The sequence below is a fragment of the Actinopolymorpha sp. B17G11 genome (assembly GCF_040196095.1).
Classification (GTDB): Bacteria; Actinomycetota; Actinomycetes; order Propionibacteriales; family Actinopolymorphaceae; genus Thermasporomyces.
The window spans coordinates 18,422-36,546 of record NZ_JBEFTW010000023.1 but is presented as its reverse complement, the minus strand read 5'-3'; the positions used below and the strand labels follow the sequence as shown (position 1 = coordinate 36,546).

The 18,125-nt window shown below is 69.7% G+C and carries 15 protein-coding genes; 9 read left to right on the top strand and 6 right to left on the bottom strand.

Annotated elements, in window-relative coordinates; all coding sequences use genetic code 11:
* Positions 1–62 precede the first annotated feature (62 nt).
* From ABN028_RS22115 to ABN028_RS22095, 5 genes are all read left to right on the top strand, one after another.
* The gene (locus tag ABN028_RS22115; RefSeq protein WP_349697948.1) at positions 63–1,055 is read left to right on the top strand and encodes a pirin family protein; all 993 of its coding nucleotides are present in this window, start codon (positions 63–65) and stop codon (positions 1,053–1,055) included.
* A 73-nt stretch (positions 1,056–1,128) separates the two neighbouring features.
* Complete coding sequence (locus ABN028_RS22110) at positions 1,129–1,914, top strand: SDR family NAD(P)-dependent oxidoreductase (RefSeq protein ID WP_349697947.1); 786 nt, start codon at positions 1,129–1,131, stop codon at positions 1,912–1,914.
* Positions 1,911–3,494, top strand: coding sequence for an N-acyl-D-amino-acid deacylase family protein (locus ABN028_RS22105; RefSeq protein WP_349697946.1), 1,584 nt, complete (start codon positions 1,911–1,913; stop codon positions 3,492–3,494). The genes ABN028_RS22110 and ABN028_RS22105 overlap by 4 nt, the downstream gene beginning before the upstream one ends.
* Positions 3,491–4,816, top strand: a complete 1,326-nt coding sequence (locus ABN028_RS22100; RefSeq protein ID WP_349697945.1) for a type III PLP-dependent enzyme domain-containing protein — start codon at positions 3,491–3,493, stop codon at positions 4,814–4,816. Before ABN028_RS22105 ends, ABN028_RS22100 begins: the two co-directional genes overlap by 4 nt.
* An 88-nt stretch (positions 4,817–4,904) precedes the next feature.
* Positions 4,905–5,894: a phosphotransferase family protein gene (locus ABN028_RS22095; protein WP_349697944.1), complete on the top strand. Its 990-nt coding sequence runs from the start codon at positions 4,905–4,907 to the stop codon at positions 5,892–5,894.
* Positions 5,895–5,942: 48 nt separating this feature from the next.
* Here the strand turns inward: ABN028_RS22095 and ABN028_RS22090 are convergent, their stop codons facing one another.
* Together ABN028_RS22090 and ABN028_RS22085 are read right to left on the bottom strand one after the other, a co-directional pair.
* Positions 5,943–6,557: a TIGR03086 family metal-binding protein gene (locus ABN028_RS22090; protein WP_349328591.1), complete on the bottom strand. Its 615-nt coding sequence runs from the start codon at positions 6,555–6,557 to the stop codon at positions 5,943–5,945.
* Positions 6,558–6,571: 14 nt separating this feature from the next.
* Positions 6,572–7,582: a sigma-70 family RNA polymerase sigma factor gene (locus ABN028_RS22085; RefSeq protein ID WP_349697943.1), complete on the bottom strand. Its 1,011-nt coding sequence runs from the start codon at positions 7,580–7,582 to the stop codon at positions 6,572–6,574.
* A gap of 176 nt (positions 7,583–7,758) precedes the next feature.
* Between ABN028_RS22085 and ABN028_RS22080 the strand changes: the two genes are divergently transcribed.
* The 3 genes from ABN028_RS22080 (at position 7,759) to ABN028_RS22070 (ending at position 9,123) form a co-directional block, all read left to right on the top strand.
* Positions 7,759–8,184: a DoxX family protein gene (locus ABN028_RS22080; protein ID WP_349697942.1), complete on the top strand. Its 426-nt coding sequence runs from the start codon at positions 7,759–7,761 to the stop codon at positions 8,182–8,184.
* 96 nt (positions 8,185–8,280) lie between these two features.
* On the top strand, positions 8,281–8,673 hold the full coding sequence (locus tag ABN028_RS22075; protein WP_349328594.1) for a VOC family protein: 393 nt from the start codon (positions 8,281–8,283) through the stop codon (positions 8,671–8,673).
* Between the two features lie 84 nt (positions 8,674–8,757).
* The gene (locus tag ABN028_RS22070; RefSeq protein ID WP_349697941.1) at positions 8,758–9,123 is read left to right on the top strand and encodes a TFIIB-type zinc ribbon-containing protein; all 366 of its coding nucleotides are present in this window, start codon (positions 8,758–8,760) and stop codon (positions 9,121–9,123) included.
* A gap of 10 nt (positions 9,124–9,133) precedes the next feature.
* On the opposite strand, the gene ABN028_RS22065 is transcribed toward ABN028_RS22070, so the two are convergent.
* From ABN028_RS22065 to ABN028_RS22050, 4 genes are all read right to left on the bottom strand, one after another.
* On the bottom strand, positions 9,134–9,892 hold the full coding sequence (locus tag ABN028_RS22065; RefSeq protein ID WP_349328596.1) for a Clp protease N-terminal domain-containing protein: 759 nt from the start codon (positions 9,890–9,892) through the stop codon (positions 9,134–9,136).
* Positions 9,893–9,948: 56 nt separating this feature from the next.
* Complete coding sequence (locus tag ABN028_RS22060) at positions 9,949–11,937, bottom strand: N-acetylmuramoyl-L-alanine amidase (RefSeq protein ID WP_349697940.1); 1,989 nt, start codon at positions 11,935–11,937, stop codon at positions 9,949–9,951.
* 152 nt (positions 11,938–12,089) lie between these two features.
* Positions 12,090–14,204, bottom strand: coding sequence for an ABC transporter substrate-binding protein (locus ABN028_RS22055; RefSeq protein WP_349697939.1), 2,115 nt, complete (start codon positions 14,202–14,204; stop codon positions 12,090–12,092).
* A gap of 155 nt (positions 14,205–14,359) precedes the next feature.
* Positions 14,360–14,959 (bottom strand): putative glycolipid-binding domain-containing protein, encoded by a 600-nt coding sequence (locus ABN028_RS22050; RefSeq protein ID WP_349691693.1) that lies wholly within the window; start codon positions 14,957–14,959, stop codon positions 14,360–14,362.
* Positions 14,960–15,101: 142 nt separating this feature from the next.
* On the opposite strand from ABN028_RS22050, the gene ABN028_RS22045 reads away from it, so the two are divergent.
* Positions 15,102–18,107 (top strand): AfsR/SARP family transcriptional regulator, encoded by a 3,006-nt coding sequence (locus ABN028_RS22045; protein ID WP_349697938.1) that lies wholly within the window; start codon positions 15,102–15,104, stop codon positions 18,105–18,107.
* Positions 18,108–18,125: the final 18 nt, after the last annotated feature.

Genomic DNA, 18,125 nt, shown 5'->3' with positions numbered 1-18,125 from the left:
CGGGGCGGCTACACGGTACGCATCGGGACGCATCGGCCACCCGATGGTGAGGAGCCCTGGTCATGCCTGCTGTCACCGCTGACACTCTGACCCTTCCGCGACTGGCCCTGCCGCCGGCCGAGGCGCGGATCCGGGCGGTCCGCAAGGTCATCACCGCGCACCGCCAGACCGAGGGCGAGGGGTTCGTCGTACGCCGGCCGTTCCCGGGTATGGACCTGTCTCTGGCGGATCCGTTCCTGCTGCTCGACCACATGGGAGCGGTGGAGTACGGCCCGGGGGAGGCCAAGGGGGCGCCGTGGCACCCGCACCGTGGCTTCGAGACCGTGACGTACATGCTCGACGGAGCGTTCGAGCACAAGGACTCCACCGGTGGCGGCGGCCTGCTCACCGAAGGCGCGACGCAGTGGATGACGGCCGGGAGCGGCATCCTGCACTCCGAGCTGCCACCGCAGGAGTTCGTGGCCAAAGGCGGGCTCTTCCACGGGGTCCAGCTCTGGGTCAACCTGCCGCGGTCGCTGAAGTGGACACCACCTCGCTACCAGGACATCGGGGCCGGTGACGTGACGCTGCTGTCCAGCCACGACGGAGGTGCTCTGCTCCGCGTGATCGCCGGCGAGTTCGGCGACCACAAGGGCCCGGGCGTGACCTGGACACCGATCAGCTACGTCCACGCCACCCTGGCGCCCGGATCCGAGCTGACCACGTTGTGGCCGGCAGACTTCAACGCCCTGGCGTACGTCCTGGCTGGTCGCGGCACCGTCGGCCCGGAGAGCCGCCCGGTCGACGAGGGGCAGCTCGCTGTCTTCGGCCCGGGCGACGCACTGGCTCTCCGGGCGGCTGACCGTCAGGACTACCACGGTCGTACTGGCTGGGAGGTGCTCCTCATCGGCGGACTGCCGATCCGCGAGCCGATCGCCCGGTACGGGCCGTTCGTCATGAACACCAAGGCCGAGATCCTGCAGGCGTTCGAGGACTACCAGGCCGGTCGGCTCGGTGTCGTCGAACCGGATCAGGTTCCCCACCAGACTGCCGCTGACGACGCCCTGGACCAGTGAGACCATTCGTCCGCTAGCCTCCGACGAGGTCCGCCGTGGTCAGGTCCGGGTCAGGCGAGGTGGAAGGGGACGGATGCGTCGGTTCGAGGATCGCGTCGCCTTCATCACCGGCGCGGCGCACGGCATCGGTCGGGCCACCGCCCAGCGGCTCGCCCGCGAGGGAGCGTCGGTCGTCGTCAGCGACATCGAGGCCGACGCCGCCGACAAGGTCGCCTCGGCTCTGGCCGGCGACGGATCAAGGGCCCTCGCACTGTGCTGCGACGTCGCCCGGCCGGACCAGGTGGAGGCGGCCATCGCCGCCGCCGTCGACCGATTCGGCCGGCTGGACGTCCTCGTCAACAACGTCGGTGTCGCCACGGACACGGCGTTCGAGGATCTCGGCGAGGAAGAGTGGCAACGCCAGGTCGACCCCACCCTGGGCGGCGCGGTCCGCTGCATCCAGGCGGCCCTCCCGCACCTGCTGGCCGCACCGGGCGGCGGCGCCGTCGTCTCGGTCGGATCGATCAACGCGCTGGCCGCCTTCGGCAACGAGGCCTACTCCGCGGCCAAGGCCGGGCTGGTCAGCCTCACGCAGAACCTCGCGATGCGCTACGCCCGGCGGGGAGTGCGGTTCAACCTCGTGGCCCCCGGGACCGTCCGCACCAGGATCTGGGAACGCCGGCTCGCCAAGGACCCGAGCGTCCTGGAACGGATGACCTCGCTCTATCCACTCGGCCGGATCGGCGAGCCGGAGGACATCGCGGCCGCGATCGCGTTCCTCGCCTCCGCCGATGCGGCCTGGGTCACCGGCACGGTGCTCCGCGTCGATGGCGGCGTCCTCGCCGGCCATACCGGCTTCCTGCGTGAGGTGTTCGAGTGAGCGAGCGAACCCGCGTGAGCGACTACGACATCCTGCTGACCGGCGGCACGATCGTCGACGGCACGGGCGGGTCGCCCTATGCCGCCGACCTCGGCGTGCGGGACGGCACCGTCGCTGCGATCGGCGACCTTGCCGGTGCGAGTGCCGCGAGCGTGATCGACGCCCACGCGAGGTTCCTCATGCCCGGGTTCGTGGACACCCACGTCCACGCCGACGCCGTCCTTGGCCGGGCAGACGTCCAGGAGGCCATGCTCCGCCAGGGCGTGACGTCGGTGGTCCTCGGCCAGGACGGGCTCTCGTTCGCGCCGGCGTCGAGCGGCACGGTCGACTACGTTGCCCGCTACTTCGCCGCCGTGGACGGCACGCCACCGGTGGAGCTCGCGGGCGGGTGCACCGTCGCCGGGCTGCTGGACTTCTATGACCGCCGTACGCCGCTGAACATCGCCTACCTCGTGCCCCTCGGCACCGTCCGCCACGAGGTTCTGGGGGCGGAGGACCGCCCGGCGGGGGAGAAGCTCGCGGACCTGCTCCGCCTCGTGGAGCAGGGACTCGACGAGGGTGCCGTCGGTGTCTCGACGGGCCTGGAGTACGTACCCGGTGTCTTCGCCGACCTCGACGAGCTGACCGCGCTGTGCCGGCCGGCGGCCGCGGTCGACGCCCCCTACGTCAGCCACCTCCGCAGCTACGACGGCGGCCGCGCCCCCGGCATGGTGGAGGCTCGAGCCCTCGGCCAGGCGACCGGCGTACCCGTCCACGTGTCGCACTACCGCGGCCTTGCCGAACCTCTCCTCGACCACCTCGAGGAGGCGGCCACGGCCGGAGTCGACGTGACGTTCGACGCCTACCCGCACCTCTACGGCAACACCATCCTCGCCATGAAGGCGCTCCCGCCTCAGGTGCAGGCCGGTGGGGTCGAGGAGACGCTGCGGCGGCTCGCGGCCCCGGCCGTCCGCACGGAGCTCCAGGCCAGGTGGTTCCCCGCGGCCGAGGCGGCGCTGGGTCCGGCGATCTTCGGCTACATCGCGGGCACCGACTACCAGTGGGCGGAAGGGCTCACCCTCGCCGCCGCCGGCGCGCGGGCGGGACTTTCGTTCGGTGAGCTCGTCTGTGAGGTCCTGCTCGCCAGCGACCTCGCGGTGGGAGCGATCGTCCCGAGCCCAGGTGGCGACGACGCCGACCTGCGGGCGATGATCCGCGACGACCGGCACATGGGCTGCTCGGACGCCATCTATCTCGGCGGGCATCCGCACCCGCGCGGTTGGGGTGCCTTCGCGCGGTTCCTCGGCCACCACACCCGTGAGCTGGGCGACTGGACCTGGGCGCAGGCGGCGTGGCACCTGGCCGGCCATCCGGCGCGGCGGTTCCAGCTCGTAGGGCGTGGGACCCTCGGCGAGGGGGCGGCGGCCGACATCGTGGTCGTCGATCCCACGTTGGTCACCGACCTCGCGACGTACGACCACCCATGCCAACTGGCCGTCGGCATCCGCGACGTCCTGGTCGCGGGCGAACCGGTCCTCACCGACGGAAAGCTCACCGGGGCGACACCCGGCCGGGCGCTACGACGAGGAGAACCCGCATGACCGAACGAAGTGAGGTCAGGGCTCAACACCGCATGACCCATGCCTACGATCCGGGGGCCCTCAGCACGGCGCTGCACGCGTGGCGAGAGCGTCCGATCGAACCGTTCGAGACCGGCTTCACCGGCACCGGTGCCACGACGGCCGCCGAACTGGTCGACCGCAAGGTCCGGCTGCGTGGCGGTGAGCTGACTTTCCCGCTCATGGTGATCCGGGAGAGCGCGCTCTCGTCGAACATCGCGACCCTGGCGGCCTGGTGCGCCGACCAGCGGGTCGAGCTGGCGCCGCACGGCAAGACCACGATGTCGCCCGAACTCATCGCCCGCCAGCTCGAGGCCGGCGCGTGGGGCGTGACGGCCGCGACGATCGGGCAGGTGCGTGCGTACGTCGACTTCGGCGTACGCCGGGTGGTGCTCGCCAACCAACTGGTCGACCCCGCCGGCATCGGCTGGCTCGCCCGGGCGACGACCGAGGATCCGGATCTGACGGTGATCGGGTACGTCGACTCGAGAGAGGGCGTCGCCCTGCTGGACCGGGAGTTGACGCGGCACGGCGCGACCCGGCGGCTACCGGTCCTGGTGGAGCTCGGCCTCACCGGTCGCCGGACCGGCGCCAGGAGCATGGAGGCGGCAATGGCGGTGGCCCAGGCTGTCGCGAACACCTCCACGCTGGCCGTGGCGGGCGCGACCGGGTACGAAGGCGTGGTCGGCCACGGTCGTACTCCCGAACAGCTCGACGCGGTGGCCGCCTTCTGCCGGGACATCCGGGCGTTGGGGCTCCGGCTGCGGGACGAAGGTCTGGTCGACCCGGCGCAGGAGTTGTTGCTCTCCGCGGGAGGCAGCACGTACTTCGACGTGGTGGCGCGCGAGCTCGTCGGCGATCCGGCGACGGCGGTGCTCCGCAGCGGTGGCTACGTCACCCACGACGAGGGCCTCTACGGGCCGTCGACGCCGCTGCCGACGGGCGGCTCCCCGTACGAACTCCGCGCCGCGTTGGAGGTCTGGGCGTACGTCCTCTCGCGGCCGGAGGCCGGCCGGGCGCTGGTGGGCGCCGGGCGACGCGACCTGCCGTTCGACGTCGAGCTTCCGGTGGTCTACCGGATCGTGTCCCCCGAGGGATCAGAGCGGCACGCCGTCGGGGCCGTCGTCAGCGCCCTCAACGACCAGCACGCGTTCATCGACCTGCCGCGCGACGCCGAGGTTGCTGTCGGCGACCTGGTGGCGTTCGGGATCTCGCACCCGTGCACGGCCTTCGACAAGTGGCGGGTCATCCCCGTCCTCGATGACGACGACCGGATCGTGGAGATCGCCCACACCCTGTTCTGACCGGTCCGGAACCCGGTGTGGGCGAGCGGGTGGGTCATTCGGTGTGCTTCCAGACCGTGCGAAGGTGCAAGCTTCTCAAGGGAGCAGCATGGAGTTCCACCCCATCGAGCGCGCGCCGGCCGCCTTTCAACAGACGGTGACCGCTGCCGAGGTGCGAGCGATGTGCCACCGCGCGTTCGGCGGTGAGGTCCGGGTCGCCTCGGCCGTCGAACTCGGCTGGGGGACCTACAACAGCACCTATCGCGTCGACATCGGAGCGGATCGTCCGGTGATTCTGCGCGTGGCACCCGAGCCAGCGAAGCAGTTCCGCATCGAGCGGGAGCTCATGCGCAACGAGTACGCCAGCACGCCGTACCTCGCCCCGCTCGGGCCGCTGCTGCCCCGGACCCTCGCCGTCGACTTCACCCACGAGGTCGTCGGGCGGGACTACGTCTTCCAGACGATGCTCGACGGGATCCCCGCGCCGGAAGGCCTCGGCGCCTATCCTCGCGTGGAGTGGGCGTCGTTCTTCGGACAGATGGGCGAGATCGCGCGCCGGATCCACGACGTACGCGGCACGCGCTTCGGGCCGGTGTACGGCCCGGCGTACGCCACCTGGAGCGAGACGGTGATCGCATACCTGGACGACACCGCGGCCGACCTCGACGACGTGGGTCTCGACGCGGCGGACGTCCGCGAGGTCGCCGCGCTGGCCGCACACCAACGCGGGGTCCTCGACGAGGTCGCGTCGCCACGGCTGCTGCACGGCGATCTCTGGACGGTCAACGTGATGATCGACCCCGCGGCGTCGAGGCCCACGATCACCGGCGTCATCGACGGCGACCGAGCCATGTGGGGTGATCCGGCGGCGGACTGGACGATCTACCGGGCCGGCAGACGCCCGGGCACGGAGCGCGATGCGTTCTGGGAGGCCTACGGACCGCCGACGAGCACACCGGCCGCGGCAACGCGCGCGCTGTTCTACCGCGCCCGCCACATCGGCGCCTCACGGCTCGAGCGCCATCGGCTCGAAAACCGCAGAGACCTCCCCGAGACGTACGACGACCTGCGCGAGGTCCTCACCCACCTCACCCGGTGAGGTAACGGCGAAGGCATCCCCGACCGGGGGCGTAGGGCGCCGGACGGATCAGGGCTGGCGACCGAGGAATGCGACCAACCGGTCACTCGGGCTGGCCGGCTCCGGCGGGGTGACGGGCGGAGCGAAGAGCCCTTGGCGGTCGGCGGTCGCGACGAACATCGGCGAGAGCGCGAGCATCTCCTCGGCCAGGGATGCAGGAATCGGCCGCTCCCATCCGCAACCGCGGGCGACGTCCCAGCCGTGGACCGCGACCTCGATCGCGCCGGTCCCGGTGACGACGCCGGTGCTGAGTGGCAGGCCGGCGACCGAGACCTCGTGGCGACCGGCGATGGTGCAGGCGCCGACCAGGTCCCGGGCCCGTGCACGGACATCGTTCACGAAGTCGGCCCGGCCACGGTCGCTGTGCATGCTCCCGGCCCGTCGCCCGACAGGAGGTGAGGTCCTGCCGGGCGCCATCTGTCCACCGTCGACCGCCTCGAACAGCGCGGTGAGCGAGTCGTCCAAGTGCGCCAACAGGGACCCGAGGTCCCACTCGTCGCAGGGAGTCGGCCGGGACAACTCGCCAGCCCCGACCAGGTGCAGGCTGCCGAGCGTGTAGTTGATAGCCCGCTCCAGCAGAACGATTCCCCCTGCGGCGGCCGCCCTCTCACAGACGTCCGTCATCGTCATCTGCCCGGTCAGCCGGCCACGGGTCGCGGCTCGGCCGGCAGAGACTCCGGGAGCCCGAACGTGGCGAAGAGCCGGAGGTCGAAGAAGCAGGAGACGTGGGTGACACCGGTCGGGCCGAGGGTGAGCACCGGCAGGTTGAAGGGTCGGTAGGTGCCGTCCTCGGCACGCATGTAGAGCCCGAACGCCGGCTGGCCGTTGGCCTCGGTGGGGACGAGCCGCATGCCGCCTGGGCCGTCGCAGGGGCAGTGCCTCGCGATGAGCTCGCCAATGTCCTCGGGGCCCTGGTACCAGCCAGCGAAGGGTGGCATCTCCCAGACCGCGTCGGCGGTGAACAGCTCCACGATCGCGGCGATGTCCATGTTCTCGAACGCGCTGACGTAGCGGTCGAGCAGCTCGCGTTGGTCGGCGTCGACGGGTTCGACGATGTCGTCCTCGCGCGGTGTCAGCTGGTCGAGCTGCGCCCGGGCCCGTTGCAGGATGCTGTTGACGGCAGTGGTGGTGGTGTCGAGCACCTCGGCGACCTCGGCGGCGCGCCACTGCAGGACGTCACGCAGGATCAGTACGGCACGCTGCCGGGGCGGCAGGTGCTGCAGAGCCGCGATGAGGGCGAGCCGGACGCTGGCCCGGTTGGTGACGATTGCGGCGGGGTCGGCATGGTCGGCGCCGATCATGGCGTCCGGAATGGGCTCGAGCCACGGCACCTCCGGCTGCTCGACCAGGGAGTCGCGCGGACTGGAGCTGGGCGCCCCCAGTCCGGTCGGCATGGGCCGCCTGCCGCGGCTCTCCAGGGCGGTCAGGCACGCGCGGGTGGCGATCCGGTGCAGCCAGGTGCGAAGAGACGACCTGCCTTCGAAACCGTGGTAGGACCGCCACGCGCGCAGATAGGTCTCCTGCACGAGGTCCTCGGCGTCGTGGACCGAGCCGAGCATGCGGTAACAGTGCGCCAGCAGCTCCCGGCGGTAGGGGTCGGCCTGTCGGAGGAAGTCCTCTTCGTCCAGTTTGTCCGTCGTCGTCGTCACAACCCTCTCCCTCTCCCGGGCCGGCCAGGTGGCTCACCCACACGTGTTCTGCGGACCGGTCACATGAGTACAGACTGCGCCGCGGAGAAAACTCATCGCTACGCCGATGAGATTCCGCCAGCGGCCTGGTCCATACCGGCAACCACTCACGGTCCATATCGGAAAGGTAGACCACCATGACCGCTTCCCACGCTGAGAGCCCGACACCGGCGAGCCGCCCCCGGGCCGTCACCATTGCCCTGTGGGCAGGACAGATCCTGCTGGGGGTGTTCTTCGTGGCCGCCGCGGCAGTGCCCAAACTCCTCGGAGACCAGATCGCGGTGGAGATGTTCGACCACATCGGGCTCGGCCAGTGGTTCCGATATCTGGTCGGGATCCTTGAACTGGCCGGCGGGATCGGCCTCCTGATCCCGCGACTCGCCGGACTCGCAGCCCTCGGACTGGTCGGCGTGATGGTGGGAGCCACCATCACATCCGTGTTCGTTCTCGACGCCGGCATCACCTCGATCACGCCAGCCATCCTGGGCGTCCTGGTCGGGCTGATCGCGTGGGCACGGTGGTCGGAGGTCAAGGCGCTGCTCGCCCTCGTCCGCGGACGCTGAATCCCCTGTGCGGGCGTGGCTTCGTACGACCAAGGCCCTGCGGGACCCCGAGTCGTTCCGCTGAGTCATCCAGAACACTGACACCAGGAGAGAGCCATGCGCATGATCTTCGTGAACCTGCCGGTCACCGACCTGAAGGCCTCGACCGACTTCTTCACCACGCTCGGTTTCGAGTTCAACCCGCAGTTCTCCGACGACAAGTGCGCCTGCATGGTCGTCGACCAGAACATCTTCGTCATGCTCCTGGTCGAGGAGCGCTTCAAGGACTTCATCAACGGCGAGATCTGCGATCCCGCGCGGACCGAGGTCATCACCTGTCTGTCGGCGGAGAGCCGGCAGCAGGTCGACGACACCCTGGCGGCCGCTCTCGCCGCCGGCGGCAAGCCGTGGCAGCCGATGATCGAGGACGGTCCGATGTATGGAGCCAGCTTCTGCGACCTCGACGGCCACGTGTGGGAGCTCATGCACATGGACCTCGGATCCGTCTAGCACGTGGCGGCTCAGCGCAGCGACGCGGGTACGGGCATCCGCCCGTACCCGCGTTCTGTCACATCCATCGGTTAAGTTGCCGACATGACCCAACTCAGCTGCCCGAAATGTCACGGCGTCATGCGGCAGTACGAACGCAGCGGCGTGCACATCGACCAGTGCACCGACTGTCGCGGCATCTTCCTCGACCGCGGCGAGCTCGAACGCCTCAGCGACGCGGAGACCCGCTGGCACAGTGAGCAGAGATCCGTCCCCTCGGAGCACCGCGGCCCGTCGGGATACACCCAGCACCGCGACGACCACCGGTACGGCTCCGACGACCGCCACGGCTCCGACGACCGCCACGGCTACGGCAGACGCTACGGTTCCGACGACCGGCACGGCTACGGCGGACAGTACGGACACGGAAAGAAGCGGAAGCGGTCGTTCCTCGACGACCTGTTCGACTGACCTCCGGCGATCAGGGGCGCTTCTTGCGGGTGCGCTTCTGGGCAGTTCGCTCACGGGCAAGCCGTGCCTGGTTCGCCGCCTCCCTGCGGAGCGCGGGATAGCTGAGCCCGGCCTCGGCGAGCACGCGGCCCGCAGGTCGCTGCTCGTCACTGGCAAGGGCGAGCAGCAGGTGCTCGGTTCCGACGTCGTCGGCACCGAGCCGGAGCGCTTCGCGGGTGGCGACCTCGAGGGCGCGTGCCGCCGCGCGCCCCAGGTCGGGACTTTTCGCCGACGCCCTGGTCCCCTCGGCGGCGAGCGTGGCTCGCGCAAGCTTGCGGACGTCCGCGGCTCGACGGTCGAGTCCTCGAAGCAGCACGATCGCGCCGCCGGACCGGTTGTCCAGCAGGGCGAGCAGCAGGTGCAGGTCGGTGACGGTCTGGTGCTGCTCACGAGCCAGGTCGCGGGCGGCCTCGAGCGCGGCGGTGGCCCGTGGGGAGTACGGAACGGCTGCCGGGCTTCGGCTCGCGGCACCGACACCGCCGCCTTCGGCGGGAACGAATCGTTGCTGTGCGGCTTGGCGGGTCACGCTGAGCGCGGCGCCGATGTCGGTCCATGAGGCGCCTGCCTGACGCGCCTCGTCGACGTAGTGCGCAACGACATGGTGCGCGAACGCCTCCAGTCGGGCCGCGACCTCGCGCGCGGCGGTCACCCGGTCGAGGGGTTTGCCTGCTGCCTGCGCCGTGTCGATCGCGGCGATGATCTGGTCGAGGTCCAAGTCGTTGACAGCCATGGTGCAAGATTCGTTCGGAGATCACCCGTTGTCAAGCAATCATTGACGGCGAGCGATCAACGCCAGGACGGTGTGAGCGTGACGTCATCGGCCATCACGTACGCCACCCGGTGACCGAACTGGATCTGGTAATAGACCAGCGAACCGCGGATCACCTTGTGGTTGGTCGGGTCGAACGTCACGGCACGGTAGTACTCCGTGTCGGCCTTCATACCGACGACGTACTCCTGCCCGGCTGGCAACGCGTACTGCAGCGGCACGATGGCCTGCACGGGCACGTCGGGCGGATAGGCGGCGGCTTCCGGATAAGCCCTTCCGTAGACCGGGATGGACGCCTTGCCCGCCTTGGGTGTGGCGACCATCGCCTTCGTCCACACCGCTGTCGGAGACCTGCGCGGGTTGTGGAACCAGCCCTTCTGGCCGAGGTACCAGACCGCGGTCCAGTCGCCGCGCGTCTCGGCGACGGCGAACTGCTGGCCGGCACCCGCCCGGCTGCCGATGTCGGCGACGTCCATCGTGCTCGTCCCGTCGGGCGGGTTGCTGCCGACGTCGAGCAGCAGCGGAGCATCCGCGCGCGGCTCGGTGCGGAGCACGAGGGCAGACGATCCCCATGTCCCGCACTGCGGGGGAATCCCTTCGCCCGGTGGACCGGGGGAGTTCTCGCAACCGGTGAAGCCTGGGTTGTTCGTCGCGAAGTCGGGGTTGATCGTGACGGCGCCTGACGTCGGACCGCCGGAGTTCTCGAACGGCGCGTCGAGGAGGTCGAAGTAGTGGGACCAGTCCCAGTACGGACCGGGGTCCCAGTGCATGCCTTGTACAAAGGGCGGCGTGATGCCCTGGACGGTGTCGTGGCCGAGGATGTGTTGGCGGTCGAGCGGGATGTGGTACTTCTTCGCCAGGTAGGCAACAAGCTTCGCCGACGTGCGGTACATCGCCTCGGTGTACCACGTGCCGCGGGCCGCGTAGCCCTCGTGCTCGAGGCCGATCGACTTCGCGTTGACGTACCAGTTGCCGGCATGCCAGGCGGCATCCTTCGCCTTCACGTGCTGGGCGATGTGCCCGTCGCTCGCGCGCAACGTGTAGTGCCAGCTGACGTACGTCGGGTCCTGGACGAGGTTGAGTGTCGTCTCGTACGTCACCTCGGTGTCGTGGATGACGATGTAGCGGATCTGCTGGCTGTTCGGCCGGTCGGCGAGGTCGTGGTTGCCGTAGTCGCCGTCGCCGAGGTCTTCGTACGGCGCGGGAATCCACTCACAGCCGATGCTGCGCGGGCACTCGACGTCGCCGTCCTCGGCCTCCTGCAGGCCGAGCTTTCCGAGCCAGGTCCGATCCGGTTGCACGGCGTCTGCCGCCAGCGCGACCACCTGGCCGTCGTCGGTCGTACGCCGGGCGCCTTCGGCGAGGACGGAGTACGCCTCGTCGGCGAAGGCCCGCGCGGAGGCATGGTCCCTCGCCCCGCTGTAGCGAGCGGTCGCGCCGTACCATTCACCGGCGTTGTCGGTGCTCGGAGCGCCGATCTGGCGCTGGTACTCGGCGAGCACGGCCGCGCCGCCGCGGATGTTGGCCGTGGGGTCTGTACGTAGGCGGGCTTCGTCGATGCCGGTCAACCGGGCCGCGAGCTCGACAGTGCGCAGCGCGGGACTCGTGACGGGCGTGCGCGCCTGCGCCTGCCGAGAGGAATCGCCTCGGAGTTCCGCGACCTCACCAGTGGCCGCGGCACCACCAGGCTCCGACATCGCGGCCTCGAGGTCGGTGAGGTGCATCGGCCCGTACCCGCCTGCCCGGGAAGGTTGTCCGGCGTGGACGTCCCAGCGGGTCTCGAGGTAGGACACCGCGAGCAGGAGGGACTCCGGTACCCCGAACTCGTGTGCCGCCTGGGTGTAGGCGTCCTGACGGGAGTCAGCGACGGTTGCGGCCGTGGCCTCTGGCGACGGCGCGGCGTTCGCTCCGACGACGGGCGCGCAGACGCCGACGGCGAGGGTCAGCGTCACGGCCGCGACGGCACCGCGGCGGATGAGCCGAAGCATCGAAGGGGTACGGGGCATCGCCGACCTCCTGCCCGCGGTTCCGTCTCCATGGCGGAGCGGTAACCGAGCACCGTGTCCTGTGGACGGGACAAGAGTGGGCCGCCACCCGTGGTTCGTCAATCCCTTACGCCTGTCCAGATTCGCGCGCAGGTAATTACCTCGCCGGCCACTCAGGTGTGCGCGTCCGGGTTCTCCCAGTAGTAGGCCTCCGGGTCGTAGACCGCGGGTGTGGGATGGGCCCAGGTGTTGACCATCCCGCCCAGCGCCAGCTGGTCCCGCGCCGGAACGTTGCGCAGCTCCTTCTTTCGCATGGTCACCTGCGGGTAGTTGGCGACGGTCCCCATGAAGAACGGCCCGTCCTCGATGTGGATCCTCACCATGTCCCAGACGATCCGGTGCCGTGCGAGCGCGTCGGTCTCCGACTTCGCCCGGTCATACATCTCCCACAGCCGGGCGATCGGGCTGCCTGGTTCGGGATCCACGCGTGGCGGTGTGCGCTTCCACGGGTCGACGTCGGTCTCCTTGTTCTCCTCGGGTGTCCCACGCAGCGACCACATCCGCCCGTGCAACGGCGCCCAGCGCGCGGGCTCGATCGGTACGAACCACCACGGGCCGGTGATGTGGTCCGGGCCGTCACCGACCTCCCAGGAGCTCTGTGCCATCAGCTGGCCGTTCTGCCACTGGTCGCCGAACGCCTCGGGCGCGATCGGGTTGATCTCGACGGCGATGTCGAGCTTCTCCCAGTCGGCCTTGAGGAGGTTGTTCTTGCTGGAGTGTTCAGCGCTCACGTCGGCGGGAACGTCGATGCGGATCCGCAGCTTGCCGCCGCCCGGAAGTTCCCTGACCCCGTCACCGTCGCTGTCGACGACGCCGAGCTCGTCCAGCATCTGTGCCGCCTTGTCGGGGTCGAAGTCGACGTAGGCGTCCCGCCAGGTCCGGTAGACCTGCTTGCCCTCGTCGTTCACCTGGTACTCGATCGACTTCGGGCTGTAGGTCCCGGTCGTCTTCTCGCCGGTGTTGTAGTAGATGGCCTTCTGTGCCTCGGCCCGGTTGAAGCCATAGGACAATGCCTGGCGGAACTTCGGGTTCCGGATCAACCTGCGTAGGCCTGGCTCCGGGTAGTCGTAGTTGAAGAAGAAGACCGATCCCGTGCCGGATCCGCTGTCCCACAACAACACGTCCATGTCGTGCTGGTTCTGGGTGCCCTTCATGCCGGAGATGTCTCCGAGCCCGATCGGGATGAACGCGCCGTGGACGTAGTCCACCGAGCCTTCCTGGATCTGCAGCTTCCTCACCTCGGGTTCGGTGACGACCGAGAAGACGACCTCGTCGACGTAGGGGAGCTGGTTACCGTTGGCGTCGACGCACCAGTAGTAGGGATTGCGTTCCATCACGATCTGGCGACCCTCGCGGTAGGACGTCGTGTGCCATCCCGTGAGGGTGGGGCAGTCCGGATCGACGACCCAGTTGGCGTGCTGGTCGTGGTCCTCGAACCAGTTCTTGTCCTCGACCTTCTTGTTGTACTTCGGATGGAACCGGCCGAGGTAGTGCTTGGGCACGAACCAGTCGAGGGTGTTCACGCCGTTGGCCAACAGCGCGGGAGTGAGCGGAGTGGGGCTGTCGAACGTCAGGAGCAGCGTCGTGTCGTCGGGTGCGCTGAGCGTCATCGGTTTGCCCGAGCCCGAGCGGCCGGAGTCGGGTGGGATGGCGGTGTGCACCTCGTCGAGCACCATGTCCTCCCACCAGTACAACGCGTCCGCCGCCGTCACCGGCTCACCGTCGGACCACTTCAGGCCCTCGCGCAGGTGGAGCGTCCACTCCGACGCGTCGTCATTGGACTCCCACGACTCCACCACGCCGGGCCCGATGTCGAGGCCGTCGTTGAGCCAGCGCAGGGGCGAGCGGCCGTACATGTACTCGTTGATGGCCCCGCTGTCGGACTTGTCGACGAGGTTGAGCATCCGCCCGCCGTACTTTCCATCCGTACACCAGCGGTGTGGAACGACGTACGGCCGGGAGGGAAGGCGCTCTGCCACCGGTGGCAGCTCTCCTGCCTTGACCTGTGCGGCCAACGCGGGTGCCTCACCGAACTTCGCGGGCGGCTCCACGGGCTTGGTCCGCGAACCCTTTCCGCCCCGCGTCGACGGATCAGGGTCGCCCTGGTCCGCTGTCGGCCCGTCGGTGGTCGAGCAGGCACCGAGCACCACTGTCGCCGCCGCAACAGCGGAACTGTGCAGCAACCTACGACGGCTGAACTCCTGCGCGTACGGTTGGTCGCTGACCATGCCGGCCTCCCTCGTCAGGCGTTCGAAACTTTCGTCCATCCAGCCTCACGGGCATGTCGGGCATGCACAACCGCCACGGCGACCGGACCCGGTCATGTCCCGAGTCGGTCACTTCAACCGGCGCTCAGTTCAACGGGAGTGTCGGTCGAGGCGGATCACTGCACCCTCCGGGCGATCTCGGGATAGTCGAGGACCAGACCGTCGGCGTCGAAGACGATGTCGGCGGTGAAGTCGTCATCATCGAAGCGCACCACGGACGACTCCGCGGCCTGGCTGACCGGCGTGTAGCGCTGCCGGCTCGCAGTGACGGCGAGGTCGGGCACGGAGACCCAGGGCATGACCAACTCGACGGGATCGCCGCCGGTGAGGAGACCATGCCTGAGTACCGGCATCGTGTTGGTCAAGGGGCACAGCCCGAGATCGCAGTCGTACGCGCCATGGAAGGCCGCGGGGTCTCCACCAGGCTGGGGTGCGTCGAGAGTGCCCTCCGCGTCGGCAACGATCCGCCAGCTGCCGTCGCCGTTGCGGTGCAGCTCGAGCGAGCGACGCCAGCCCACCGCGGATGTGTGGACACGCAACGACGACGTGACGTACGAGTCCGTCGTCGTGAGGACGTACTCCAATCGGTACGGCAGCGGATCGCCACCGATCGCTGCACCGACCGCCGACAGCCGACCTCGTGCCAGCTTGACCTCGGCCAACTCGGCACCACACTCCTTCAACCACACAAGCGATCGATGGACCTCTGCGTTCATCGGTCGTCCTCTCTGCGGGCTTCGACGCGAAGGCTACCCTCACGCGCGCCCGGTCGCATGGCCCGACACGGTTACCCTGAACGTCTCGGTGGAGGTGTCCGGTGCGACCTCCCTCGCGGGGTGTGACGGGGAGGAGGCTGTCGTGCCGACGAAGCTGTCCTACCGTGTTCTCGGCCCGCTCGAGGTGTCTCGAGGTGGACGCGTCCTCACGATCAGAGCTGGCAAGCATCGATCGCTTCTCGCCGCACTCCTGGTGTCGGCCAACCGGCTCGTGCCCGTCGACGAACTCGTCGAACGACTGTGGGGACAGAATCCGCCGCCGACCGCCCGGGCGACCCTCGCGACCTACGTCATGCGGCTTCGCCGGATCCTCCGCACCGGTGCCGGCGACGAGGAACCTCGCCGAGACCCGATCCGCACGCGTCCAGAGGGCTACCTCATCGACGCCGCTCCCGAGCAGGTCGACCTCGGCCGCTTCGACCAGCTGCTCGCCGAAGCCGACCGGCATCCGCACGACCCCGAAGCGGTCCTGGGACTTCTCGCCGACGCGCTCAGGTTGTGGCGTGGTCCCGCGCTCGTCGACATCCCGTCGGAGTCTCTGCAACGCGACGTCGCACCACGACTGGAAGAGCAACGTCTGCACACGATCGAGCGCCGGATCGACACCGAACTCGCTCTCGGCCGGCATGCCGAGCTGGTCGGCGAGCTCACCGCTCTCACCACCGAACACCGGCTGCGGGAGCGCTTCTGGCATCAGCTGATGCTGGCGCTGTACCGGTCCCGGCGGCAGCCGGACGCCCTCGATGCGTACGGCCGGTTGCGTGCCCTGCTGATCGACGAGATGGGCCTCGAGCCGAGTACCGAGATCCGCGCGCTGCATCTCCGCATCCTCGCCGAGGATCCCACGTTGCACGAAGCCGACGGTCACGTCCGCCATCCGGCAGCGGTGACCGTGCCCGCGACCTGGCTGACCCTCTGCCAACTCCCGCCGGACCTTTCCGATTTCGTGGGGAGGTCCGAGCTGATCGCGCAGGCGACGTCGGCGTTGCTACCGGACCATGACCGGACCGGTGTCCCCGTCGTCGCCATCACTGGCGCTCCAGGCACCGGCAAGAGCGCGGTCGCCGTCCGCATCGCCCACAGCCTGCGGCCACGCTTTCCCGACGGACAACTGTTCGTCCGCCTCACGGGGGTGGGCGGGGCGAGCCGCGACCCGGCCGAGGTGCTTGGCGAGCTTCTCACCGCGAGTGGGCTGGGCCGCGACGCGCTTCCGGAAGGCCTGGAAGCGAGGGCGGCCGCGTTCCGTGCCCGGCTCGCCGACCGCAAGGTCCTTCTCGTGCTCGACGATGCGGCGAGGTCCAGCCAGGTCGTGGCACTTCTGCCCGGGACGGCGAGCTGTGCGGTCCTCGTCACCGGGCGCAGGATGCTCAGCGACATCCCGGGCGCGGTCGGCCTCCGGCTGGATTCGTTCGTACCCGCCGACGCCCTTGACCTGTTGGCCCGCTTGGCAGGGTCGGACCGGGTGGCCGAGGAACCCGCCGCCGCACGCGCGATCGTCGATGCCTGCGGTGGGCTACCCCTTGCCGTACGCATCGTGGGGGCCCGGCTGGCAGCGCGCCCGCTCGCCGGCCTGGCCGGCCTCGCCGAACGACTCGCCGACGAGCAACGCCGCCTCGACGAGCTGCGCACGGGGGACCTGGAGGTGCGGGCCGGTCTTGCCCTCAGCTACTCCGGCCTGTCCGCATCCGCCCGTACGGCGTTTCGCCGGCTGGGACTGCTCGGAGCGGTCGACGTCGCCGCGTGGACAGTCGGCGTCCTCGCCGCTCGCACCGACGGGGAGCCGTCCGAGGACGGCTGGGCGGATGGCGAACGGTTGGTGGAGGAACTCGTCGAGGCGAACCTCCTCACCGAGACCGGCCGCGACCCGACAGGTGAGGCCCGCTACCGCCCACATGACCTGATCGCGTTGTACGCCGGCGAACTCGCACGCGCCGACGACGATGCGACCACCATCTCGGCCCTCCGCTGTCTCATGGACGCCCTGCTGGGGTTGGCTGATGCGGCACACCAGAAGCTGTCCACCGTCACGATCGACGAGGCTCCCGTCGAGCCGGCCGACCCGCCGCCCATCCTGCCGGTGCGCATGGTCGACCGGCTCACTGCCGACGGCGAGGCCTGGCTGCTCGCCGAGCAACCGCTGCTCGACTGGGCGATCCGGCGCTGCGTCGGCCTCGGTTGGTACGTCCGGGCGGCTCTGCTCTGCGAGCGTGCACTCGCCAGACTCGACATCCAACTCCCGCACGCCCATGTGGTGGAACTCCTCGATCTCGTCGCCGGCGCGGCCCGCGAGGCCGGCGACGAACGCGTCGCGTGGCGCGCCACCTGGCAGCGCTCGATGCAGATGGCGACCCGACAACTCACCAACGACGTCCTCGAATCTCTCGCCGAAGCCGCCCGCGTCTTCGATCGGCTCGACGCACCGGTTGACCTGGCGTACGCCCTGGCGTCTCTCGCCTACTTCCACAGTGAGCGGCAGGACCGGACGGCCGCCCTTTCGCTGGCCGAGAAGGCGGTGGCGGCAGCCCGAGGGAGTGGGCACCGCCCGGCGTACGCGACCTCGGTCCGAGAGTTCGCCTCCCTGTTGGCTGAGTACGACCGGTACGACGAGGCGGTGCCGCTCTTCGACGAGGCCCTCGCGATCGCCCGTGACATCGGTGGTCCGGTCGACGAGGCACTGGTGCTCCATCGCATCACGAGGTACGCACTGGAGCACGGCGACCTCGACCGCGCCGCCGAGGCCTCCCAGGCCAGCCTCGACGCGGTCGCCGGTGTGACTGAGTTCAGGGCGCGCGCCTATGTCGCCGCGATGGCGGCCCGGGTCGCGTCAGCGCGCGGAGAAGGCCGGCAGGCGGTCGTTCTCGCCGAACGTGCGCGGGAGGAGTTCGGCAAGCTCGGCGACCGGTTCGGGGAGGTCGCCGCGATTGCCAGCCTGGCCGAGGCCTACCTCGAGGTGGGGCGCGCGGACGACGTCATCCCGCTCGTCGACGAGACCCTACCGGCGTTCGCCGACGTGGGCGCGACCCGGCACGTGGAACGCCTGAAGAACGCGTGCGCTGCCGCCCGTCGCGCACTCGGCGGCCAGTCGTAACGGGGGAGCGTCGTGATC

What these genes read in the sequence shown, in the direction of transcription:
- ABN028_RS22115 (WP_349697948.1), top strand. Translation starts at nt 63, where the DNA reads ATGCCTGCTGTCACCGCTGACACTCTGACCCTTCCGCGACTGGCCCTG.
- ABN028_RS22110 (WP_349697947.1), top strand. Translation starts at nt 1,129, where the DNA reads ATGCGTCGGTTCGAGGATCGCGTCGCCTTCATCACCGGCGCGGCGCAC.
- ABN028_RS22100 (WP_349697945.1), top strand. Translation starts at nt 3,491, where the DNA reads ATGACCGAACGAAGTGAGGTCAGGGCTCAACACCGCATGACCCATGCC.
- ABN028_RS22095 (WP_349697944.1), top strand. Translation starts at nt 4,905, where the DNA reads ATGGAGTTCCACCCCATCGAGCGCGCGCCGGCCGCCTTTCAACAGACG.
- ABN028_RS22090 (WP_349328591.1), bottom strand. Translation starts at nt 6,557, where the DNA reads ATGACGGACGTCTGTGAGAGGGCGGCCGCCGCAGGGGGAATCGTTCTG.
- ABN028_RS22080 (WP_349697942.1), top strand. Translation starts at nt 7,759, where the DNA reads ATGACCGCTTCCCACGCTGAGAGCCCGACACCGGCGAGCCGCCCCCGG.
- ABN028_RS22075 (WP_349328594.1), top strand. Translation starts at nt 8,281, where the DNA reads ATGCGCATGATCTTCGTGAACCTGCCGGTCACCGACCTGAAGGCCTCG.
- ABN028_RS22070 (WP_349697941.1), top strand. Translation starts at nt 8,758, where the DNA reads ATGACCCAACTCAGCTGCCCGAAATGTCACGGCGTCATGCGGCAGTAC.
- ABN028_RS22065 (WP_349328596.1), bottom strand. Translation starts at nt 9,892, where the DNA reads ATGGCTGTCAACGACTTGGACCTCGACCAGATCATCGCCGCGATCGAC.
- ABN028_RS22060 (WP_349697940.1), bottom strand. Translation starts at nt 11,937, where the DNA reads ATGCCCCGTACCCCTTCGATGCTTCGGCTCATCCGCCGCGGTGCCGTC.
- ABN028_RS22055 (WP_349697939.1), bottom strand. Translation starts at nt 14,204, where the DNA reads ATGGTCAGCGACCAACCGTACGCGCAGGAGTTCAGCCGTCGTAGGTTG.
- ABN028_RS22050 (WP_349691693.1), bottom strand. Translation starts at nt 14,959, where the DNA reads ATGAACGCAGAGGTCCATCGATCGCTTGTGTGGTTGAAGGAGTGTGGT.